Annotated in this window: 23 protein-coding genes; 7 read left to right on the top strand and 16 right to left on the bottom strand. The window is 70.6% G+C overall.

Annotated features, from left to right (window positions below):
• Nucleotides 1-45: 45 nt before the first annotated feature.
• The 6 genes from CFP71_RS16935 to CFP71_RS16910 all read right to left on the bottom strand — a co-directional run bounded on the left by CFP71_RS16935 (nucleotide 46) and on the right by CFP71_RS16910 (nucleotide 5,403).
• Nucleotides 46-1,047 (bottom strand): proline racemase family protein, encoded by a 1,002-nt coding sequence (locus tag CFP71_RS16935; protein ID WP_093934819.1) that lies wholly within the window; start codon nucleotides 1,045-1,047, stop codon nucleotides 46-48.
• Nucleotides 1,048-1,959: a dihydrodipicolinate synthase family protein gene (locus CFP71_RS16930; protein WP_093934818.1), complete on the bottom strand. Its 912-nt coding sequence runs from the start codon at nucleotides 1,957-1,959 to the stop codon at nucleotides 1,048-1,050.
• Entirely contained in the window at nucleotides 1,956-3,293 is a 1,338-nt protein-coding gene (locus CFP71_RS16925; RefSeq protein WP_093934817.1) for an FAD/NAD(P)-dependent oxidoreductase, read from the bottom strand. Before CFP71_RS16925 ends, CFP71_RS16930 begins: the two co-directional genes overlap by 4 nt.
• Nucleotides 3,290-3,556, bottom strand: a complete 267-nt coding sequence (locus CFP71_RS16920) for a (2Fe-2S)-binding protein (RefSeq protein WP_093934816.1) — start codon at nucleotides 3,554-3,556, stop codon at nucleotides 3,290-3,292. The genes CFP71_RS16925 and CFP71_RS16920 overlap by 4 nt, the downstream gene beginning before the upstream one ends.
• Nucleotides 3,553-4,725, bottom strand: coding sequence for an NAD(P)/FAD-dependent oxidoreductase (locus CFP71_RS16915; RefSeq protein ID WP_093934815.1), 1,173 nt, complete (start codon nucleotides 4,723-4,725; stop codon nucleotides 3,553-3,555). The genes CFP71_RS16920 and CFP71_RS16915 overlap by 4 nt, the downstream gene beginning before the upstream one ends.
• A 78-nt stretch (nucleotides 4,726-4,803) precedes the next feature.
• Entirely contained in the window at nucleotides 4,804-5,403 is a 600-nt protein-coding gene (locus CFP71_RS16910; protein WP_167406156.1) for a helix-turn-helix domain-containing protein, read from the bottom strand.
• A gap of 235 nt (nucleotides 5,404-5,638) precedes the next feature.
• On the opposite strand from CFP71_RS16910, the gene CFP71_RS16905 reads away from it, so the two are divergent.
• Nucleotides 5,639-6,772, top strand: a complete 1,134-nt coding sequence (locus tag CFP71_RS16905) for a metalloprotease (RefSeq protein ID WP_093934814.1) — start codon at nucleotides 5,639-5,641, stop codon at nucleotides 6,770-6,772.
• Nucleotides 6,773-6,850: 78 nt separating this feature from the next.
• Here the strand turns inward: CFP71_RS16905 and CFP71_RS16900 are convergent, their stop codons facing one another.
• A complete protein-coding gene (locus tag CFP71_RS16900; protein ID WP_093934813.1) occupies nucleotides 6,851-8,266 on the bottom strand; it encodes an aminopeptidase P family protein in 1,416 nt (471 codons plus the stop codon).
• Between the two features lie 90 nt (nucleotides 8,267-8,356).
• Between CFP71_RS16900 and CFP71_RS16895 the strand changes: the two genes are divergently transcribed.
• From CFP71_RS16895 to CFP71_RS16885, 3 genes are all read left to right on the top strand, one after another.
• On the top strand, nucleotides 8,357-9,343 hold the full coding sequence (locus tag CFP71_RS16895) for a LysR family transcriptional regulator (RefSeq protein WP_093934812.1): 987 nt from the start codon (nucleotides 8,357-8,359) through the stop codon (nucleotides 9,341-9,343).
• 794 nt (nucleotides 9,344-10,137) lie between these two features.
• Nucleotides 10,138-10,350 carry a hypothetical protein gene (locus tag CFP71_RS16890; protein WP_093934811.1) on the top strand — a complete coding sequence of 71 codons (213 nt, stop codon included), beginning with the start codon at nucleotides 10,138-10,140 and terminating at the stop codon, nucleotides 10,348-10,350.
• 299 nt (nucleotides 10,351-10,649) lie between these two features.
• On the top strand, nucleotides 10,650-11,108 hold the full coding sequence (locus tag CFP71_RS16885) for an STAS domain-containing protein (protein ID WP_093934810.1): 459 nt from the start codon (nucleotides 10,650-10,652) through the stop codon (nucleotides 11,106-11,108).
• 8 nt (nucleotides 11,109-11,116) lie between these two features.
• Here CFP71_RS16885 and CFP71_RS16880 read toward each other — a convergent pair whose 3' ends face one another.
• Nucleotides 11,117-11,467, bottom strand: coding sequence for an STAS domain-containing protein (locus CFP71_RS16880; RefSeq protein ID WP_093934809.1), 351 nt, complete (start codon nucleotides 11,465-11,467; stop codon nucleotides 11,117-11,119).
• 153 nt (nucleotides 11,468-11,620) lie between these two features.
• Between CFP71_RS16880 and CFP71_RS16875 the strand changes: the two genes are divergently transcribed.
• Nucleotides 11,621-12,043 (top strand): ATP-binding protein, encoded by a 423-nt coding sequence (locus CFP71_RS16875; RefSeq protein WP_093934808.1) that lies wholly within the window; start codon nucleotides 11,621-11,623, stop codon nucleotides 12,041-12,043.
• Nucleotides 12,044-12,049: 6 nt separating this feature from the next.
• On the opposite strand, the gene CFP71_RS16870 is transcribed toward CFP71_RS16875, so the two are convergent.
• The 6 genes from CFP71_RS16870 to CFP71_RS16845 form a co-directional block, all read right to left on the bottom strand.
• Complete coding sequence (locus tag CFP71_RS16870) at nucleotides 12,050-12,601, bottom strand: DUF4232 domain-containing protein (RefSeq protein WP_093934807.1); 552 nt, start codon at nucleotides 12,599-12,601, stop codon at nucleotides 12,050-12,052.
• Nucleotides 12,602-12,625: 24 nt separating this feature from the next.
• Nucleotides 12,626-13,141 carry a DUF4232 domain-containing protein gene (locus tag CFP71_RS16865; RefSeq protein WP_093934806.1) on the bottom strand — a complete coding sequence of 172 codons (516 nt, stop codon included), beginning with the start codon at nucleotides 13,139-13,141 and terminating at the stop codon, nucleotides 12,626-12,628.
• A gap of 131 nt (nucleotides 13,142-13,272) precedes the next feature.
• A complete protein-coding gene (locus CFP71_RS16860) occupies nucleotides 13,273-14,097 on the bottom strand; it encodes an ABC transporter ATP-binding protein (protein WP_093934842.1) in 825 nt (274 codons plus the stop codon).
• A 48-nt stretch (nucleotides 14,098-14,145) separates the two neighbouring features.
• Nucleotides 14,146-14,721, bottom strand: a complete 576-nt coding sequence (locus CFP71_RS16855) for a dihydrofolate reductase family protein (RefSeq protein ID WP_093934805.1) — start codon at nucleotides 14,719-14,721, stop codon at nucleotides 14,146-14,148.
• A gap of 86 nt (nucleotides 14,722-14,807) precedes the next feature.
• Complete coding sequence (locus CFP71_RS16850; RefSeq protein ID WP_093934804.1) at nucleotides 14,808-15,479, bottom strand: response regulator; 672 nt, start codon at nucleotides 15,477-15,479, stop codon at nucleotides 14,808-14,810.
• Nucleotides 15,480-16,664: a sensor histidine kinase gene (locus CFP71_RS16845; protein WP_093934803.1), complete on the bottom strand. Its 1,185-nt coding sequence runs from the start codon at nucleotides 16,662-16,664 to the stop codon at nucleotides 15,480-15,482.
• A gap of 181 nt (nucleotides 16,665-16,845) precedes the next feature.
• Here CFP71_RS16845 and CFP71_RS16840 point away from each other — a divergent pair, with 181 nt between their 5' ends.
• Together CFP71_RS16840 and CFP71_RS16835 are read left to right on the top strand one after the other, a co-directional pair.
• Nucleotides 16,846-17,079 carry a hypothetical protein gene (locus CFP71_RS16840; protein WP_093934802.1) on the top strand — a complete coding sequence of 78 codons (234 nt, stop codon included), beginning with the start codon at nucleotides 16,846-16,848 and terminating at the stop codon, nucleotides 17,077-17,079.
• Nucleotides 17,080-17,169: 90 nt separating this feature from the next.
• On the top strand, nucleotides 17,170-19,482 hold the full coding sequence (locus CFP71_RS16835; protein WP_093934801.1) for a LuxR C-terminal-related transcriptional regulator: 2,313 nt from the start codon (nucleotides 17,170-17,172) through the stop codon (nucleotides 19,480-19,482).
• 3 nt (nucleotides 19,483-19,485) lie between these two features.
• On the opposite strand, the gene CFP71_RS16830 is transcribed toward CFP71_RS16835, so the two are convergent.
• Nucleotides 19,486-20,634 carry a helix-turn-helix domain-containing protein gene (locus CFP71_RS16830; protein ID WP_093934800.1) on the bottom strand — a complete coding sequence of 383 codons (1,149 nt, stop codon included), beginning with the start codon at nucleotides 20,632-20,634 and terminating at the stop codon, nucleotides 19,486-19,488.
• Between the two features lie 235 nt (nucleotides 20,635-20,869).
• On the bottom strand, nucleotides 20,870-21,622 hold the full coding sequence (locus CFP71_RS16825; protein WP_093934799.1) for an NPP1 family protein: 753 nt from the start codon (nucleotides 21,620-21,622) through the stop codon (nucleotides 20,870-20,872).
• Nucleotides 21,623-21,632 lie beyond the last annotated feature (10 nt).

Raw genomic sequence — 21,632 nt, 5'->3', positions numbered from 1 at the left:
GGTACTTGCGCGTGCAAGGATCGCATTCAGAGGACGAAATGCGGGTCAGAGGACGAAGCCGGCGGGGAACGGGTCGTCCGGGTCCAGCAGGTAGGTGGCGTTGCCGGTGATCCACGCGCGACCGGAGAACTCCGGCACCACGGCGGGGACCCCGCCGACGGTGGTCTCGGCGACCAGTTCGCCGGTGAACGTGGTCCCGATGAACGAGCTGTTCTCGAACGGCGTGTGCAGCGGCAGCTCCCCGCGGGCGTGCAGCTGGGCCATCCGGGCCGAGGTGCCGGTGCCGCACGGCGACCGGTCGAACCAGCCGGGGTGGATCGCCATCGCGTTCCGCGAGGTACGGGCGTCCGAACCCGGGGCCAGGAACTGGACGTGTTTGCAGCCGCCGATCAGCGGGTCGGCCGGATGCTTCGGCGGGCGCTGGTCGTTGATCGCCGCCATGATGTCCAGCCCCGTTGAAAGGATCCGGTCCTTCTCCGCCCGATCGAACGGGATGTCCACTTGGGACAGTTCGAGGATGGCGTAGAAGTTACCGCCGTAGGCCAGGTCGTAGCGCACCTCGCCGAGCCCCGGCACCTCGACGACGGCATCGCGTTCGGCGAGGAACGAGGCGACGTTGCGGAGCTTGACGCGTTCCGCCCGGCCGTCCCGGACGTCGACCTCGGCGTGCACGAGCCCGGCCGGGGTGTCCAGGCGCACCACGGTCTTCGGTTCGGTCACCTCGACCATGCCGGTCTCCACCAGTACGGTCGCCACGCCGATCGTGCCGTGCCCGCACATCGGCAGGCAGCCCGACACCTCGATGTACACCACGCCCCAGTCGGCGTCCGGGCGCGTCGGCGGCTGCAGGATCGCGCCGCTCATCGCGGAATGCCCGCGCGGCTCGTTCATCAGGAACCGCCGCAGGTGGTCCAGATGTTCCATGAAGTACCGGCGGCGTTCCGCCATGGTGTCACCGGGGATGACGCCGACCCCGCCGGTCACCACCCGCGTCGGCATGCCCTCGGTATGCGAGTCGACGGCGGTGATCGACCGGATCGACCTCATCTACTCCACCCCCAGCGAGGCGAGAGCGCGGCGCATGTCGGCGGTGACCCGCTCATGGTGTTCGCCGGTCAGCGGCCCCCGGGGCGGACGGCACGGACCGCCGTAGCGGCCGACGAGGTCCATCCCGAGCTTGATCGCCTGGACGAACTCGGTGCGCGAGTCCCAGCGGAACGCGGCCACCAGTGGTTCGTAGAGCGCCCTGGCCTCGTCGAGCTTGCCGGATCGCGCCAGTTCGAACAGGCGCACCGACTCGGCCGGAAACACGTTGGGGAAGCCGGCGAACCAGCCCGTCGCGCCCATCAGCAGGCTTTCCAGCACGACGTCGTCGGCGCCGCTGATCACATCGAGACCCGGTGCCTGCTCGCGGATCTCCAGCACCCGCCGGACGTCACCGGAGAACTCCTTGACCGCGACCACGTTGTCGATCTCCGCGATTTCGGCCAGCAAGGCGGGCGTGAGGTCGACCTTGGTGTCGATCGGGTTGTTGTAGACCATCACCGGCAGGCCGACCGACGCCACCGCCTCGAAGTGCGCGAGCACCTCGCCGCGGTTCGCGCGGTACATCGTGGGCGGCAGGCAGAGCAGGCCGCCGGCGCCGTCCTCGGCCGCGACCTCCGCCCAGTGCCTGGCCTGATGCGAGCCGGGACCGTGCACACCGACGACGACGATCCCGTCCGCGCCGACGGTCTCGATCGCGGTGCGGGCGACGCGGCGGCGTTCCTCGTCGGTCAGCGAGGAGTACTCGCCGAGGGAACCGTTCGGGCCGACACCCCGGCAGCCGTTGTCGATCAGCCAGCGGCAGTGCGCGGCGTAGGCGTCGTAGTCCACGGCCAGCCCGGCGGGCGCCTTCTCGTCCGCCCGGTACGGGAGGGCGGTCGCGACGACGACGCCACCGAGATCGCGGGTGCTCATTCAGGTTCTCCTTCGGTTCGGGCGGCGAGCTCGCCGAGCCGGATCGGCTGGACGACGGGGCGGTGGTGCCGCTCGGTACCACCGCAGAGTTCGGACACGGTAGGGCCGCACATCCGGCCCTGGCATGGGCCGAGGCCTGCCCGGGTGCCGAGTTTCAGGGCGTGCGAGCCGGGGCAGGCCGGGTCCCCGGCCGCACGCGTCAATTCGCCGTAAGTCGTTTCCTCGCAACGGCAGACGATCGTTTCTTCCCGCAACCAGCCTCGCCAGGCCGATCCGATCGGATGAGCCGTGGCGAGGCGTTCGGCGAAGGCGCGAGCGCGGTCGCGCGCACGGATCAAGGCCGGTGCGGGCTCCGCCCCGGCGGCGGCGCATCCCGCCACCGCCCCCTCCGCCGCGGCGGTGATCGCGCCGCCGATTCCGGTGATCTCACCCGCGGCGAACACACCGTCCACTGTGGTCTGTTGGGTGCGATCGACCCGCACGAATCCACCGTCCAGGACGCAGCCCGCGGCGACGGCCAGCTCCGGCTGCGGGACGAAGCCGTGACCGACGCAGACCGCGTCGACCTCGTGCGTTCGTTCGGTGCCGGGGACGATCGACCAGTCCGCGCGGACCTTCGCGGTCACGACCTCGCGGACCCGGTCCGTGCCGCGTGCTTCGATCACGGCGCGGCCCGGCCGGTACGGGACGCGATGGCGGGCCAGCGTCGCGGCGTAACGCGCCAGCTCCCCCGCCTTGCCGACATGGGCGGCCAGGCGCCACGGACGCGACGACCATCCTTTTCGGACGGTCGCGAACGGGTTCGCCTCGAGGACCGCGACCACCTCGGCCCCGACACGCAGCAGCGATTCCGCGACCGGCAGCAAGAACGGCCCGGCACCGGCGACGAGGACCCGTTCGCCGATCGCGACCCGCTCCCCCTTCGCCAGCGCTTGCGCCGCGCCCGCGGTGTACACGCCGGGCAATTCCCAGCCGGGGAACGGCAGGGTGCGATCGTGCGCGCCGGTCGCGAGGACCAGCGCGTCGGGAACCAGGGTCAGCCGTCGACGTCCGCCACCGTCGGACTGTCCTCGCAGGAGGTGCAGGCGGCTTTCCACCCGGTCGAACGCCCAGACGGTGGACCCTGGCCACCACTGGCACCGGGGATGCGCGAGCAGGCGGCGATCGAACCCCTGTCGCCGTGTCGCGTCAGCCCCCAGCGGCATGCGGTGGTACTGGCCGCCGGGCGATTCCGCCTGGTCCAGCACCGTGACGCGGGCACCGGCCCGCAGGGCGTGTTCGAGGGCCGCGAGCCCGGCGGGCCCGGCGCCGACGATCACCACGTGCCGGCTCACGCGTGCTCCTCCCGGGTCTGGGTGCGGATCTCGTCGCCGTCGACGGCCGGACGCCGGCACGCGCGGACGTCGGGCACGTCGTTGACCGTGAGCAGGCAGTCGAAACACGCGCCGATCCCGCAGAACACGCCACGCGGTGCGCCGGAACGCGTGGTGCGCCAAGAGATACGTCCGGCGGCGAGCAGCACGCCCGCCACGCTCTGGCCGTCGATCCCGGTCAGCGTTTCGCCGTCGATGGTGATCCGGATCGGCCGGTCGCTCATGCGGCCGCTCCCGCCAGTACCGCCGGACGGTCGACGGTGAATTCGTCGACCGGCATCGCGGGTTCCGTCCCGGTGAGCAGCTCGCGCAGCAACAGCGCGGTGCCGACGCTCAGCCCGATACCGGCGCCTTCGTGCCCGGTGGCGTGCCAGAGGTTGCCCAGCCGCGGATCCTCACCGAGGACCGGCAGGTGGTCGTCGACGTAGGGCCGGAATCCGCCGTAGGCCCGCATCACCGCGACGTCGGCGAGCGCCGGGAACAACCGCAGGGCCTTGACCGCGATGGCGCTCAGCACGTCCGGGCGGATCGCGTCGTCGAAATCCACCCGGCGGCGTGACGAACCGATCAGCACGGTGCCGCCCCAGGTCGATTCGACGACGGCGGAGGTCTGCAGTTCTCCCGAATCCGCACCGACCGCGCCGACGTAATCGGCGTCGTAGACCTTGTGCCGGACGACACCGGTCATCGGCGTGGTCACCAGTACCTCGCCCCGACGCGGGCGGATCGCGATCGGAGCGCCGAGTCGCGCCGACACCTGGCCGGCCCACGGGCCCGCCGCGTTCACGACGACGTCGGCCTCGATGACCTCGCCGGGCACGCGGACGCCGGTGATCCGTCCCTTGTGGACGGACGCGCCGACGACCTCCACGCCGGACCGCAGCCGGGCGCCGTGGCGCAACGCGGATCCCAGCAGGGCCAGCGCCGCGCCCGCGGGCTGGACCTGCGCGTCCTCCGGGTAGTGGAACGCGGCGGTCACCTCGCGGGTCAGCGCGGGTTCGGCTTCGGCGAGTTCCTTGAGGGACAACGGTTCCGCGCGGACGCCGGATTGCGACGTGGCGAACGCCGTGAGAGCCCGGGCGCCGTCGTCCGTGGTGGCGACCACGATGCCGCCCTTGGGGTCGTACTCGATCCCCGAAGCTGCGCGCGCGTCCTCGTCGGCGATCTCGGCGACCACCCGGGGCCAGAGCCCTGTCGACAGCTTCGCGAGTTCGAGCTCGGGGCCGGGTCCCTTGTCGGAGACGAGGATGTTGCCCTCGCCGTGCGAGGTGGTTCCCCCGGCGGGACGGCCACGATCCACGACCACGACGTCGAAGCCCGCCCGGCTCAGCTCACGGGCGCACGCGGCGCCGACGATACCGGCGCCGAGTACCACCACGCGCGTTCGGTTCATCGACCCTCCAGCGTTCGGTAAAGCGAACGATCGGAGGGTAGGTTCCGCCCCGGAGAAGTGTCAATACCTCGGGAGCGGTCAGCCCTTCAGTACCGGATGCGGCCTGCCGTCGAGCCGCTCGTCGGCGCGGTACTGCAAGAGCAGGACCGAGTGCACCGGCCCCTCCGGGGCGGTGTAGCAATGCGGCTCACGGGCGTCGAAGGCGACGTAGTCCCCCGGGCCGACCTCGACGGTCCGGCCCGCCACCTCGACGCGCAGCGAGCCGGACTGCACGACGGTGTGCTCGACTCCCACGTGCCCCTGCGAGCGCTGCGGCGCGTCACCGCGCACCACCTGGTCGTACACCTCGAAGACACCGTCACCGGTCTCGATCCGCCGCAGCGGCCGGAGATCGACACCCTCGCCGCTGAGCACCTCGACGTCGGCGCCGCGCACCACGGTGAGCGCGCCACCGGCCCGACGGTCGAGCAGGTCGGAGATCGCCACCTCCAGCACCCGGGACAGGCTGAAGACGGTCTCGATGGTCGGATTCCCGCCGCCGGACTCCAGTTGCGACAGCGTCGCCTTGCCGATGCCCGACCGCCGCGACAGCTCCGACAGCGAGATCCCCCGCGCCGCCCTGGCCGCCCGCAGGTTGACCGCCAGCATGTCCCGGATCGAGGGCGTCTCGTCCTCCACCGCTTATCCCCTGTCGTTCGTCAGACCGTACGACCGGAGGGCGAATCGTTCGCTTTGCCGATCGAGCTCGCGGACATCATGACACGCCTTCTCCCGGGGAGGGCATAGCCGCGGCCGATGGGCCGACGCGATGGTGGGCGGCTCAGGCCGCGATGAAACTCGTTCACCAACCGGTGTGTCACCGTCGACACAGGGTCACGGGCGCACCGTCGTTCCCTCCAGCGAGGAGATTCCCGTGCAGCTGATCCGCAGATCCACGGGCCGACGGCTTCGAGCGTTCGGCGCGGTGCTCATCACCACCCTCGGGCTGACCGCCTTCGCGGCCACCACACCGGCGACGGCGGCCGCGAACGCCTGTCTCACCGGCACACTCGCCTTCGACCATCTCGACGCCGAAGCCGGGACGAGCAAACCCGTGCGCACGCAAGTGGCGCGGAACGCGAACTGGGAACTGTGGGGGCGCACCGGCTCCGGCGCGGCGAGCAGACTCGCCGCGGGAATCACCGGCGCGTCCGACGGCCGGTTCACCGCCTGCCACAACGCTTCCCTGGCCGAGGCCTACGTCCGGTTCCGGTCGAGCAGCACCTCGATGTGGCGGGTCGTCAAGGCCGCGAACAACACCACCGACTACACCTTCGACTCGGCCCGCCGCACGAACGTGTCCGGCACCCAGGACCTCGGCACGGTGAAGGTGCCTTCCACGCTGCAGCGCGCGTGGAAGGTGGTGGACACGCTCAACGTCCTCTACTGGAAGCGTGCGAACCCCGTTTCGTCCTGCTGGACCGCCCGGCAGTCCGACGGCCGGTGCGACCAGATCACCTTCGTCTGGGATCCGAAGGTCGCCGACGGAGGCTATTGGGACTACCCGAACACGAACTACGTCTTCCTCGGCGCGACGATGCCGGACTCGAAGCATCTCGTACTCCACGAGGCCGGGCACTGGCTGCAATGGCAGCTCTACGGGCGAGGTTTCCCCGTGGTCGACAACTGCAACCCGCACTACATCGAGAAGCACAGTTCGGAGTCGTGCGCGTGGACCGAAGGGTTCGCCGACGCCGTCGCCGCCTACGCCCTCGGCGATTACCGCTACGTCTACGACAACGGTGGCTCCTACAGTTTCCGGAACGACGCTTCGACACCCGGCTGGGACGCCGGCGACACCGTGCAGGGCCGGGTCGGCTCGTCGCTGCTGGACCTGTGGGCGACCGGCGGGCCGGACGGCGGGAACTGGAACCGCACGATCGCGCTGATGACCCGCGACTTCAGCCAGGACTTCCGTGAGTACTTCACCGAAGACCGGCCCGCCGCCGGGCTCTCCACGACCGGCGCGGCCGAGCGGATCCTCGCCGGGCACACCATCTCGTACTGACGGGGCTGAAGGGGACTTTCCCCGCATGTCATGCAGGGAAAGTCCCCTTCACCGCGTCGGACATGGGGAAAGCGTCCTTCAGCCTCTCGCGGCCTGGACCCAGGCGGTGATCTCGTCGGCGGTCGAGGGGAAGGCCGAGGAAAGCAGTTCGTGCCCCGATCCGGTGACCACGACGTTGTCCTCGATGCGGACGCCGAGGCCGCGCAGTTCCGGCGGCACCGTGCGGTCACCGGCGTGGAAGTACAGACCCGGTTCCACCGCCAGCGCCATGCCCTCGGCGAGCGTTCCCTGACGGTAGGCCGCGGGACTCGCGGAGGCGCAGTCGTGGACGTCCAGCCCGAGGAAATGACCGGTCCCGCAGACGATGTACCGCCGGTGCTGCTGCCCGTCCGGCGACAGCGCTTCGTCCACCGACACCGGGAGAAGACCCCAATCGTGCAACCCCGACGCCAGCACGCCCAGCGCGGTCGTCTGGAAGGCGGCGAAGTCCTGCCCTGGCCGCACCTCCGCCAGTGCCGCGAGATGTGCCTTGTACACCAGGTCGTAGACGTCGCGCTGGGCCGTCGTGAACTCCCCGCCGACCGGGAACGTGCGGGTGATGTCCGCCGTGTACAAGGAATCCAGCTCGACTCCCGCGTCGAGCAGCAGGAGGCTGTCCTCGGTCACCTGCCCGTCGCAACGCGTCCAGTGCAGGATCGGCGCGTGCGGCCCGGCCGCCACGATGGAGGCGTAACCGGGGCCGGTGCCCTCGGTGCGGGCGCGCCGGTCGAAAGTGCCCTGCAGCCAGCGTTCACCGCCGCCGCGGACCGCCTCCGGCAACGCGGCCAGCACGTCGGCGAACCCGAGCGCGGTGGCGTCGACGGCGTCGCGCAACTGGCCGATCTCCCAGTCGTCCTTGATCCGGCGCAGGTCCGCGAGAACCGTCCGGAGCCGTTCGCTGTGGCCGAAGCCGTACGCGTCCAGCGCGGGATCGACCCCGGCGCCGACCAGGAAACTAGGGTTCCGCCCCCGCAAGCCGTGCGGGAGGTCCTCCAGCGGACGGCATTCGATACCGAGCGTGTCCCCGTACGCGGCGGGCCCGGCGGCGGTGCCGACCCACAGCGGGCTGGTGTCGGCGTCGCCCACGAAGTCGGGCTCGTCCGGCTCGGCCGGGCGCGGGACGTACAGCGTGGCGTGGTGGCTGTCCCCCGCCGGGGTCAGCACCAGGATCGCGCCCTCGCGCTGGCAGCCGGTGAGCCAGACGAAGTCGCTGTCGGCGCGGAAGCCGTGGTAGGTGTCGTTGGACCGCACGACGGCCCGTCCGGCGGCGAGCGCGATCCGCTGACCGGGCAGTTCCGCCGACAGTCTGCCGCGATGCGCGGCGGCGGCCTCGGCGGTCCCGGCCGGCACGTCGACGGTGGTGTCGGCGGGCTCCCAGCCGTCGCTGATCCAGTTCCGGAACCCTTTGGCGGCCAGCAGCGCGCGCAGATCCGGCCGGGTTCGGTCGCCGGTCATCGGCTCCCCCTTCAGGTAGACACGGTCGTGGTCGCACCTTCACACCGCGAACGGCCGGGACGTAATGACCGGCGGCGATAGACTCCGCCTATGGCCCTGGAGATCCGGCACCTGCGGGCGATCTGCGCCATCGCCGAGGCGGGCAGCCTCTCGCAGGCGGCCGCCGCGCTGGGCATGTCACAGCCGTCGCTGACCTCGCTGCTCCAGCGGCTCGAACGGCAGATCGGCGCGCCGCTGTTCGTCCGCAGCCACACGGGGGTGACGCCGACTCCGTTCGGCGAGCAGACGCTGCGCCGCGCGCTGACCCTGCTCGTGGAATTCGACCGGTTCGAAAGCGATCTCCTCGGCGCGCTGGGCGACGGCCCGGTCCGGCTGGGATCGTCCCAAATGGACTGTCTGCCGACCTTCGTCGAGCAGCTGGACGACGCGCTGCCGGGCCTGGACGTGACCGTCCATCTGGAACCGTCGAGCGCGGTGCTGGCGCAGGCGCTGGCCCGCGCGACCCTCGACATCGCCGTCATCGCCATGTCCGACGACCAGGAAGTGCCGCTGGCGAAGCATTTGGGGCATCGGGTGCTGTTCTCGTGGGTGCCGGTCTTCATCGGCCTTCCCGCCCGGCACCGGCTCGCCGACGGCTTCGAGGTCGACCTCGCCGAGCTCGCGGACGAAGCGTGGATCGGACCGCCGGGCCCCGAAGACGGCTCGCTGACGTCACTGCGCGCGGCGACGCATCGCGCCGGGTTCACCCCGCGGATCCGCTTCGAATGCCCCAACGGCGGCGGGCGGACCCTGATCGCCGCCGGACAGGCGGTCCAGCTCGTGGAACCCACCGCACCGGAGCTGCCGGGCATGGTCGTCCGGCCGCTCAAGGGCGACCCCATGCGGATGCGGCTGGTACTGGCGTGGCGCAAGGAGCGGCTGACGTGGGACCAGGCGGAGAACGTGTACCGCGCGATGATGACGTCCTACACGCAGCACGCGATGGCGTCCACACCGTTCCGGACCTGGTGGGAGCGGCGGCGGAGTTCCCGGTCCGGCGACGGGCTGGTGGACTTCTTCCGGGTGGCCGGTTCTTGAGGCCCGGAGGGCCTTCGGCGCGGAGCCGGTCAGGGCCGCGGCAAAGTCGCTTCTGTGCTGGTCAAGGAGGTTGTGAAAGCCACTTTCGCAACGTTGAAGGTTGCGAAAGTGGCTTTCGCGACGCGGCGCGCTGAGTCCCTTGAATGCCCCTGGCCGCCGGACCGGCGCGATCCCGACACCACCCACACGCAGAGCGGCCCGCGTGGTCGTGAGTGGCGTTTCGGGTTAGAGCGGACCGGTGTTTACCTACCCACGCCTGACCGGGCGTACGTGGTGGTTCCGCGGCTGACAGAGCGCGACGATGAAGGAATTGGGACGTTGAACGTCCCAATTCCTTCATTGTCGCCCGGGGACGCACGGTCTCGGACCTTGATCAACGGAGGATCCGGGACGCTCAACGTCCCGGATCCTCCGCTGATCAAGGTCGTGGCAGGCGCGACCGGTGACGGGGGAGGATTCCGGACACTCAACGGCCGGAATCCTCCCCCGTCACTCACGACACCCGCTTACGCGACTTTGCCGAAACCCTGGCCCTGAAGGTAGTGAAGGAGGCCTTCACGGACACCGCGCCCCTCGGCACGGCCCCGAAAGCACCGAGTCGGGTGGTCTGGCGGGAACTGGCGCAGCGGCTGTCACAACGTCGCCCGGCGACACCGGCCCGCCCGACGGGCAAACTCACGAACACCTGGACGGAACCCGGCCTGCCACCAGGAAACCACCGCTTTCGAACAACCTGTAACCCGATCCCGCCTCGCCGCGATTGACCTCCCGTACCAGGCGAACGGAGACGGGAGATGATGACGCAACGGCTGTGGCTGGGACTGGCGGTCGTCTACACGTGCACCGCCGTGATCCAGCTTTACCTTCTCGCCAGCACCGGCGCCGTCTGGGCCGGAACCCTCACCGCGGCCGGTTTCGTGGCGGCGCTCCTGTGCGTCCTGGCCGCGTGGAAGGCCTCGAGAAGAGAACGGGAAGACACGACGGAAGTCGACTCGCGCCGACCCTAGCGATCGGCGTGTCGCGCCCAGTGGAGTGCCGGGGCCTCACCTGGGAAAAGGCCCTGGACGAGTGATCATGCGTGAGCGTGAATCCCGTACGCGCTCTTGCCAGGAGAAGTGAGCAGCGTACGGTGAGGAGTACGTGAGGTTGAGTCCACCAGCCCGCGCGAACGACCCGCATGTCCGCGGCCCCGCTGCTTTCACAGGGCGACATACCAGGGCGACGCGGCGGCGAGTTGACTTGCGCAGCCGTTGTGCAGGCTTACCCGTTGTCCGTCTCGTCCCCGGCTATCCGGGAGACCAGCATCATGACCGACCGTATTCCGTTCACACGAGGCAGCCGCGACGGCCCCGCCCTCCGCACCGTCATCCACCCCGCCGTTCCTCAACAGCGCCCGTCGGTGGAGAACCTTCTCCGGATCCAAAGAACCCGATGGAGTGAAGATCTGCTCGTCGTTTCCGCGGTGGGTGAGGTCGACCTAGCCACCGCCGGACGGCTCGAGCACGCGCTCCGGGACGGCCTTCCCGCCGCGACGGTGCTCGACCTCACCGAGGTCAGCTTCCTCGGCGTCGCCGGGCTGCGGGTCATCGAGTCCGCAGCAGCCCGCGCCCACGTCGAACGCCGCACCACCGGCGTCGTCGCCGACACCCGGCCTGTCCTACGGCTGCTGCACCTGTTCGGCGTCGAGGCCCACATCCCCGTGTACCGCTACCTCGACAGCGCGATCCGCGAAGTCCCGCACGCCTTCCCGGCGCCGAACCACTGATCCGGCGGTCAGGATCCGGCGAGCGGCAGAAGCGTGGAAAGCCCCGTCTTCAGCGCCAATCGCCGGATCGTGGGCGACGGCAGGAAACTCAGGTCGACGCCCTGCGTGGTGCACCGGTCGTTGATCCTGACCAAGGTCGCCAGCCCGGTGGAATCGCAGAACTCCACGCCTTCGAGGTCGACGACGAGTTTGCCGGGCGCGGGTTCCAGCGCCTCCTCGACCGTCTCCTTGAGGTCCTCGGACGTCGTCAGGTCGATTTCGCCCGCCACCGCGATGACCACCGCGGCGCCATCGGGCCTGGCGACGGACACCGAGAACGGAACTTCGCGGTCGTCGCCATCTCCACTCGTCACCGTCATCCACCCCTCACGATCGGTACACCGAGTCTCCCGAACATATCGGATGGCGCCGCACCTCCGCGCGGCACTCGCGTCCCGATTCCGGCGGTGCCTTAGCCTTGTCCATGGATCCGGCGGTCTTCGACCGCGGCGGACTAGGAGGAGTGCTCCGTGATGCCGATCGACGAGCCGGTGCGCGACAGGCCTACAGGCGCCGACGAGCTGGTCCTGGCGGTCGCCGCCGTGCCCGCCCAGGCAGCCGCGTTGCGGGACCGTCTGGCGAGCTGGGCGCTCGAACGCGGCCTCCCCCGGGAACTGGCCGAGGATCTCAAGCTCACCGCCTACGAAGCGATGACGAACGTGGTCAAGCACGCTTACCCGGACGGCACCGACGACAACGTCATGACCATCACCGCCACCCACGAAGACGGCTACATCAAGATCACCGTCGCCGACGAGGGACGCTGGCGGGACGGCAGGCGGCCGGACGGTGGGCGTGGTCTGCCGATCATCCGCGCTTTCGCGCCGGAAGCCTCGGTGACGAGCACGCCCACCGGCACCATGGTCCGGCTGGCCTGGCCCTGCCCTCCGGCCTGACCCGCGTCAGCTCGCCAACGGGTCGGCGAGGATTCCGTTGACCCAGCTGCCCGGACGCGTGGCAGCGTCCTGACGGAGCACCGGCAGGTCGGACGGCCAGTCCACGCTCAGCGCCTCACTCTGTCCCGGCGGGATCGTCACCAGCTTCGAAGGCGTCCAGGAGGCGGAGCCACCGCTGCCGGCCGAGCCCTCCGTCCGGGACAGCACGGTGACGGTTGCGGTCGCCGTCGATCCCGGCGGGACCTCGTTGACGCGCACACCGTCGTCCACGCGCGGCAGGTGGTAGACGGGTCCGTTCGGATCGTCCGGTCCGAGCAGGTCGACGCCGGGTACCCCGTGCAGACCGCAGGCGCGCGACGAGATGTTCTTGAACGTCAACGGGACGTCGTACTGACCTGTCGCCTCTTCGAGCTGTTTCGGCTGCCCCAGCGAGACCGCGAGATCCTCCGTCCCGCACCGCTCCGTGGCGGCTTGGGCCGGGACGACCGCAGTCAGCGCGAGCGTTCCGGTCAGCACCGCGACGCCGAGGGAAACACGCTTGATCTGTTTGCCGGACATGGTTTCCTCCTCGTTCGGCGGGATTCAGGCGGTGACGGCGGTGACCTGGACGGTGGCGCCCTTCAGCGGCTCACCGGTGGGCCAGCTCGCGACGACGGGAACGCCATCCGGCCCGGTCGGCAGGTCGAAGGTGATCGTCGTCGGGGTGCGCGGGTTCGGCGCCTCGGCGGAGGCCTGCACGATGCGCGACACGGCAGGGTGTCCCTCGCGGAGATTCACCGGTGCCGCGTTCGCCGCGGTGGCGTCGGGCACGACGGCGACGTCGTCGACCGGCTGCCCGTCCGAGACGAACGACAGCGCGGTCGGCGCGCCCTGGAGCTTGCAGTTCGTGGTCGGCGACGTCGCGGTGTAGGTGAGGACGTAAGCCTCGTGGCCCGTCGAGTGCGACGGATCCGGGGTCACGGTCACCTCGACGTCGGACGCGCCGCAGAGTTTGTCGCTCGGCATCGCCCCGGCGACGCCGCCCGCGACCAGGAGCCCGCCCGTCACCAGTCCCCCGACGGTCATCGCCGCGGCCGCTCGCTTCACCTGGACGTTCATGACATCTCCTCCCGTTCGGTGATCGATTCACGTTGATCGAACTCACTGGGAAAGATGCCCACCCACGCCCGGAAGATGCGTGAAGATGATGTTGATCCCCCGAAAGCAACCCTTGGGAGTGACGGACGTCTTCAAGAACGTCGCACCGCGTGCGCGGCCCAGCGGCCGTTGATGCGATGCACCTCGACGTCCCGTTCGTAACAGGCCGAAAGCCCCTCGTCGGTGAGGACCTCGTCGATCGGCCCCGCGCCGGTGACCTTGCCGCGGCGCACCATGAGCGCGTGCGTGGCCGTCGCCGGGATCTCCTCCAGGTGATGCGTCACGGTGACCGTCGCCAGTTCCGGCTGGGCCAGCGTCAGGTTCTCCAGCGCCATCAGAAGATCCTCGCGGCCGGGCAGGTCGAGACCGGCGAACGGCTCGTCCAGCAGGAGCAGCAGCGGGTCGGCCATCAGCGCCCTGGCGAGCCGGACCCGGGCGCGTTCACCCTGCGAGCACACGCGCACCGGCCGGTCGCGCAGTTCGGTGCAGCCGACCAGTTCGAGCAGTTTGGCCGCCCTGTCCCGGATCGCGTCGTCGTAGCGGTCCCACAGCGGGAGGACGCTTCCGCTGAACCCGGTGAGCACCACGGTGTGCGCGTCGTGGTTCTCCGCGTCGGGCAGCCGCTGGTTCGCCCCGACGAAACCGAGGTGCGTCCGGACGTCGCGCAGGTCGACCGCGCCCATGCGGTGCCCGAGCACGACGGCCGTGCCCGCGCTGGGGAACCGCTGGGTCGAGGCCACCGAAAGAATCGTCGACTTCCCGGCGCCGTTGCGGCCGAGGACGACCCAGCGCTGCCCGTAGTCCACCCGCCAGTCCACGTCCGACACCAGCGGCACGCGGCCGACGTGCACCTCGACCCCGGCCAGCTCCACCGCCGGTCCGTCGAGATTCGGCTGGACGAAGACAGGCTTGTTCATGCGGATCATGATCGCAGGACGCGCGGCCCGTTCAGGCCCGGGGTCCGATCATCGGACGATGTCGTAGACCAGCTTCTGGACACCGTTGCCGTAGGCCTCGCTCTCCACGAGCTTGAGGCTCTGCTTGTCCTTGTCGGTGTCGCTGAACAACTTCTTGCCCGCGCCGAGCAGGACCGGGAACATCAACAGGTGGTAGCGGTCGATCAGGCCCGCGTCGGAGAGGTTCCGGTTCAGCTCGGCGCTTCCGTGGAGGATGATCGGCCCGCCTTCGGTCTCCTTGAGCTTCGCGACGTCGTCCAGCGAGCGCAGGATCGTGGTCTCGCCCCAGTTGCCGACGAGGTCCTCGTCGGTGAGCGTGGTCGACACGACGTACTTCGGCATCGCGTTGTAGCCGGCGAATTCGACGGTCATGTCCGGCCACACCGGCGAGAACGCCTGGTAGCTGACCCGGCCCATCATCATCGCCGTGGCCTCGCCCTGCTCACGGCCTTTGAGCTCGTAGGCCGCTTCGTCGAACTCGATGCCGTTGAAGGTCCAGCCCGAGTTGCGGTAGCCGGGCTCCCCGCCGGGCCCTTCGACGACGCCGTCGAGCGAAACGAACGCGGTGGCGATCAGGGTGCGCATCTGGTTTCTCCTTGGTGGTTCCGAACTGCTTTCGACACTGCGTCGAGCGGGGACCGGCGGATTCGACAACGTGCCGGAAGAAAGTTTCAGCTTTCCGCGTCGCGGACCAGCAGGGCGATCTGGACCCGGTTTTCGGCGCCCAGTTTCGAGAGCATGCTGCTGGTGTGGGCCTTGACCGTCGCGACGGTGATGTCGAGCCTCCGCGCGATGTCGGTGTTGGACAGCCCCTCGGCGATGGCACCCGCGGTCTCGCGTTCGCGGTCGGTCAGGGTGGCCAGCAGCCCGGCGGCCGTCTCGCGGGACGCCCGGCGCGCGTCCGAGGAGTGCGGACCGGTGGCCGCGGCGATTAGTCGTGCGGTGGCGGCGGGCGACAGCGCGGGTTCGCCGGTCGCGACCGTCCGGATCGCCGCCAGGATCCGCGGCGGCGGGGTGTCCTTGAGAAGGAACCCGAGGGCGCCGACGCGCAGCGCGCCCAGCACCATCTCGTCCGAGTCGAAGGTGGTGAGCACCAGGACCCGCGGCGGTTCCGGCAGCCGGAGGATCTCCTCGGTCGCGCTCAGGCCGTCACGGCCGGGCATCCGGACGTCCATCAGGACGACGTCGGGCCGCTGCTCCCCCACCACGGTGACCGCGGTGTCGCCGTCGGCGGCCTCCCCGACCACGACGAGGTCGGGTTCGCCGTCGACGATCAGCCGCAGCGCCATCCGCACCAGATGCTCGTCGTCGACGAGCACGACCCGTACCCGCTCGCTGTCCATTCACTCGCTCCCTTCGCGGACCGGCCACGGCAGCCGCGCGGCGAGGACGAACCCGCCACCGGGGTCCGCGTGGTGGTCCAGTTCGCCGCCTGCCAGATCCACTCGTTCGGACAGGCCGAGCAACCCGAAACCCGACGCCGGCGGGCCCGCGGTCTTCCGTGCCGCACCGGAATCCCGGATCGTCGCCCGCAAGCCGTCGCCCGCCTTCCCCTCGACGGTGACCGTCACCCTGGCTCCCGGCGCGTGTTTGCCCGCGTTGGTCAGCCCTTCCTGCACGATCCGGTAGACGGTCCTCGCGATCGCGTCGGGCGGCTCACCCGCCGTCGTGGTCGTCAACGTGACGTCCAGCCCCATCGCCCGCGCGTCCGCGACGAGAGCGGGCAGCTCGGCCAGTGAGGGTTGCGGCGGCTCCAGCTCGTCCGGACTCGCCCTCAGCACACCGAGGACGTCTCTCAGCTCCTCCAGCGCCTGGTGCGAGCCGTCGGCGATCCCGCGCGCCAGCTCCGCGACCTGGTCGGGCGGCAGGTCCGGGCGGTGCCCCAGTACCCCGGCCTGCATGGCGACCAGCGAGACCCGGTGCGCGAGGACGTCGTGCATCTCGCGGGCGATCCGGTGGCGCTCCACGATCCGTGCCTCGGCCGCGCGGGCGGCCTGCTCCCGCTCCGCGCTTTCGACCTGCTGCCGCAGGGAGCGCACCTCCTCGCGGCGCGCGCCGATCGCCGCTCCGATGGCCACCGTGATGCCCACCATCAGGGTCGGGAGGCTGATCACCAGCCACAACGGCCCCGGCGTCTCACGATGCGGGTAGAGGTCGTTGCCCAGCACCGCCGTGACCACGGACAACACTGCGGCGACCGTCGTTTCCGCCGGTCGACGCCGGGCGGCCAGCGAACAGAGCGCCAGCAACGACGCGCCACCGGACAGGACCGAAGCCGTCGACGCGAGGATCACCGCGAGCGTGACCGTGACGGGGAACCGACGGCGCCACAGCAGGGCGATCAAGCAGAGGACCGCCAGCGCCGGATCACCGGTGATCATCCACTCGATCCTCGGTCCCGACGCGCCCACCGGCAGCTGCGACGCCGTGATGATCCAGAGCAGCACGCCCAGCGCGGCCGCGGCGAGCAGGCGCCAGGCCTGACCCCACGGACGGAGGAACGGCTGGGCGCCGGCGTCGGTGATCACGCGCCCATCATGGTCGACCCGCCCGGAGCGGCGCAGCCGGACACAGGACCATCCCTGCCCCGACCTCGGTCGCGGGCGGGATCGACTTTGGTCGAACGCGACGCGAGACGCGATGCCGATGTGCTCGCGGTGTGCCCGGGGAGATGCTGGGCCCACCAAGGGAAAACAGGAGGCGGGGAACATGGGCAAGGGTGGCTGGCTGGGGACACAGATCGTCGGGATGGTGGCCGTCGCCGTCTTCGCGCAGGCAGCCATCCGCAGTCTGTTCGACCATTCCGCGACCCAGTTATGGGGGGCTTTCGACTGGGTACCCGGTGAGTGGGGCGGCAGGCTGATCGTGTTCCTGCTGCTCGCGGCGGTGGGAGTCGTGCTGGCGGGCTGGGCGCACGACCGCGGCAAGCAAGTGTCCCGCTAGCGGCGCATCGGTCCGCTAGGATCCCCAGCCGGGCGATTTCCGTCTACATCGGACGGAGGTCGCGGATCTGGGTGAATCGCGGGAGAGTGCATGGCGGACGGAGCTGGCTCGCTTTCGGGGTGGTCGCCGGATCCCACCGAAGTGACCAGTTACGTGGGCCGCGACGTCGAGACCGGCGAGGCGCGGCGCCTGCTCGAAGCCTCTTCGCTGGTCACGCTGACCGGCCCGGGCGGCGTGGGCAAGACCAGACTGGCGTGGCGGGTCGCGGCGGCCCACCGGGAAGCGACCGCCGACGAGGTCGTGTTCGTGTCACTCGCCGAACTTCGGGAACCCGCGCTGCTGGTGCCGACCGTGGCGAACGTCCTCGGTTTCGGCGACCGCTCCGCGAAACCGGCCATCGAGGTCGTCGTCGAAGCGCTTCAGGCGAGCCGGTTGCTGCTGGTACTGGACAATTGCGAGCATCTGGTCGACAGCTGCGCCTGGTTCGCCGACACCGTGGTCAGGGCCTGCCCCCAGGTGACCGTGCTGGCCACGAGCAGGCAGTCCCTCGGGGTGGCGGGCGAACGGGTCCTGCCGGTGCCGCCGCTGGCGATCCCGGAGCAAGGCGATTCCTTCGAACGCGCGGTGAACGACGAATCGGTGCGGCTGTTCGTGGATCGCGCGACCGCGGTCGCGCCGTCGTTCCGGCTCACCGAGTCCGACACCGAACCGTTGATCCGGCTGTGCCGCAGGCTCGACGGGCTGCCGCTGGCCATCGAGCTGGCCGCCGTCCGCGCGCGGGCGTTGTCCCTGCGCCAGCTGGCCGACCGGCTCGACAAGCAGTTCTCCGTGCTCACGAAGGACCGGCGCGGGCGGCCGGAGCGGCACGAGACCATGCGGGCCCTGATCGACTGGAGCCACGACCTGTGCACGGGCCCCGAGCGGCTGTTGTGGGCGCGCGCGTCGGTGTTCTCCGGCAGCTTCGACCTCGACGCCGCCGAGCAGGTCTGTTCCGGCGGTGAACTGCCGGGTGAACGCGTCCTCGAAGTCGTCGACGGGCTGCTCGACAAGTCCATCCTGCTGCGCGAGGAGTATCCCGGCGGCGTGCGGTACCGGATGCTGGAGTCGGTGCGCGAATACGGCGTCGACCGGCTCCGCGAGACGGGCGGGACCGCGGACCTGCGGAAACGGCACCGGGACTGGTTCGCCGAACTCGCCGGCCGGTACGCCACCGAGTGGCTGGAGACCGATCAGCTCGCCTGGATCGGCCGGTGGCGGCGCGAGCACGCGAACCTGCGCGTCGCCCTCGACCACTGCACCGGCACCCCCGAGGACGCGGTCGTCGGCCTGCGGATGCTGCGCGACGTCAAGGAGTTCTGGATCGTCCGGGGGCTGAACACCGAAGGGCGGATGTGGGTCCGGCGGCTCGACGAGGCCGCGGGCCCTGGCGTACCGGAACGGGCGCACGGGCTTTGGCTCTCCGGTTTCCTGGCGCTGGTGCAGGGAGACATGCCCGCCCATCGGTGCATGCTGGACAGGGCGGCCGCCGAAGCCGAGGCGAGCGGCGACGAACTCGCCGCCGCGTACGTCCTCCACGTCCGCGCCTACGCCGCGCTGATCGGCAACGACATGCCCGAGGCGTCGCGCCTGTTCGGCACGGCCATCGACCTGTTCCGCGCCCACGGCGACGAAGGCGCGGACCTGTGGGCGAGCTACAACCACGGACTGGCCGTGTGGCTGGACGGCGACATCGACCACGGCCGGGCGGTGCTCGCCGAAGCCGTCGAACGCTGCGAGCGGCGGGGTGAGGTCTTCTGGCGGGGATGGGCGCTGTGGTCGCGTGCCGCCGCCGAGTACCTGCAAGGGGATCTCGCCGTCGCGAGCCGGTGCTGCGAGCAGGTCCTCCGCCTGCACGAGAGGGTCGACGACCGCGTCGTCGTCGGGTTCACGCTCACTGTCCTGGCCGGCTGCGCGGCGCGCACCGGGCGTCCCAACCGGGCCGCGATCCTGCAGGGCGCCGCGATGGACGTCTGGCGCACGGTGGGTGCCTGGCCGACGCGGTACGAGGCGTTCACCGAACCGCTCCAGACCGACACCGACACGGTGACCGCCGCGCTGGGCTGGGAGGTCGCGATCAAGGAGTTCGCCGACGGCGCCGCGATGCCCATCGGCGACGCCATCGCGTACGCGCTGGAAGAGCGCTCCCCCGAACCGCCGAAGCAGGCCGCGCAAGTGCTCACCAAACGCGAGACCGAGATCGCGCACGTGGTCGCCGAGGGACTGACGAACCAGGAGATCGCCGACCGGCTCGGCATCGCCCGCCGCACGGTGGACACCCACATCGACCACATCCTGACCAAACTCGGCTACTCGAACCGGGTCCAGGTCGCCACCTGGGTGACCCGGACCGCGGACCAGGCCTGACCCTCACGCCGCCCTGATCGGGGTGGCGGCCCCGGCCTGCTCGGGGGCGAGCAGATCCGCGCGCAGGGCGATCCGCATGTCCAGCCGCGCCTGCGGGTCGTCGAGCCGCGTCCCGAACAGGACCCGGAGACGGCGCAGGCGGTTGCGGACAGTCTGCGGGTGGACGCCCAGGTTGTTCGCGATCTCGGGTGCCCCGCCGCGGGCGGCGAGCATCGCGTCGAGGGTTTCGGCGAGTTTGGTGCGCTCGTTCGACGGCAGATCGGCGATCGGGGCCAGGCTGCGGGTGACGAGCGCCGAGGTGAGCACCTCGTCGGCGAACAGCCAATGGGTGGTCAGATGGTCCGACCAGCGCACGAGGGGACCGTCCTCGATCACCTCGCGCCGGACGAGCTCCAGCGTCCGGCGGGCCCATCGCAGCGAGGCCGCGGCTTCCGCCGGTGCGACCGCGGGTCCGACCGCCGCCCGTGCGCCCGCCAGGACGCCGCTGATCTCGACGTCGTCGGGCACGAGGAGGTGCGGATACTCGCCGGTGAGGTCCGCCAGCACCTCCGGGCCGAACGAGGCGCGGACCGCGCCGGGCTCGGCGGCGACGGCGACCACCCGCGCGGGCGGCACCCAGCCCGCCGCGGCCGCGAGCCCCGCCCATTTCGCGGGCGGGCGGCCGCTCAAGATCTCCCTCAGCAGATCCCGGCGCACCTCGGCCGTCGAAGGCGTGTGCGCGGCGCGGTAGGCGGCGGTCGACAACCGGATCAGGACGTCGGCGCAGCGGAGCAGGGCCTCGACACCGGTGTCCATCAAGGCCGATCCGGCCCCCGGCTGCCGTGACAGTGAGGCCAGCACGGGCAGGGCGCCCCGGCCGGCCGAGTGGTAGGCGCGGGAGAGCCGGGCCAGTTCCTTGCCGGCCGCGTACTCGGCGACGCCGACCTGCCGGAAGGCGTCCGCGCCCACGGCGATCCCCGGCGCGGAGTTCATCCCGTCGTGCTCCAGCACCAACGCGACGAACTCGACGGCGCGCGCGTCGAACAACGGCGCGTGCTCGGGCAGCGAGTGCCGGATGTTGTCGACGACCACGCGGGCGATCACGAGGGCGGCGGAGCGGGCCGGGGCCGAGGGGGCCGGGGCGGGACGGACTGGAGCGTGGGACGCGGTCATCGTCGACCTCCGGGGCAGCGGGAATCGTCGGGCCGCCGAGTCTGCTACTCCGCGGTAGCGGGGCACATCGGGTGAATTACGTACTCGCGCCCATCCCGCCTACGCATCACCCGTTCGTGGTGGTCACCTCGGGGGCTGAAGGGGACTTTGCCCGCATGCGACGCGACGAAAGGGCCCTTCACCGCGTCGCATGCGGTGAAGGGCCCCTTCAGCCCCCGGCGTTCGGTGACCGGACTCAAGCGTTCGGGTCGAAGGGGATCCCGGCCGGTTTCGCCTTGGCGAGTTCGCCGTTGAACGACGAATCCCGGATCCCCAGCTGGGCGCTGCCGAAGTCGTGCCCGGTCAGCTTGTCGCGCAGGCCCGGCGGGTAGCCGTCCCAGCCGATCAGCGGCGGGTACTGCCACTGCTTCTTGTGGTTTTCCGGCTCCTCGCCGAAGTTCGCGTGCCGGAAGCAGTGCGTGCTGATCCCGTCCTTGTGGTAGATCACCTTGGGATGTTTGCCCGTCTCGTCCCACGGGACCTGGTCGCGCTGGCGGGTCGTGTACTTGCCGTGCGCCGACGTCGACACGTACTGGCCCCACTCCCCCTGGACCAAGACGACGACGTGCTCCCAGTCGTGCCGGTGACCGGCGCTCCCGGGGCCCAGCGCGGCCTGGTCCTTCTCGAAGTAGAGCGCGTACAGGTAGGCGCACCAGCCGTTGTTGCACTTCACCCGCGAGTACGCGTTGGTGTTGTCCAGATCGGACAGGTCGCGGCACTGGCCGTTGACGTCGCCGCCCAGCGCGAGCCCGGGCGCGAGGGTGCCGTCACGGCCGATGGCCGGGGTCGGATAACAACCGTCGCCGTCGTAGTCGAAAGCGGGCTCGTAGGTTCTGTCGGCCCCGGGCGCCGACCAGTCCAGTGCCTGCGGTGGGACGGCCGAGGCTGTTCCTGTCACGAAGAGCAGAGCGGCGAGCGTGCCGAAGAGGACCGTGCTGAACCGTCGCATGTGGTTATTT

Source organism: Amycolatopsis thailandensis (genome assembly GCF_002234405.1).
Classification (GTDB): domain Bacteria; phylum Actinomycetota; class Actinomycetes; order Mycobacteriales; family Pseudonocardiaceae; genus Amycolatopsis; species Amycolatopsis thailandensis.
Note: the sequence above shows the minus strand (reverse complement) of the source record. Positions and strands in the feature narration are given on the sequence as shown.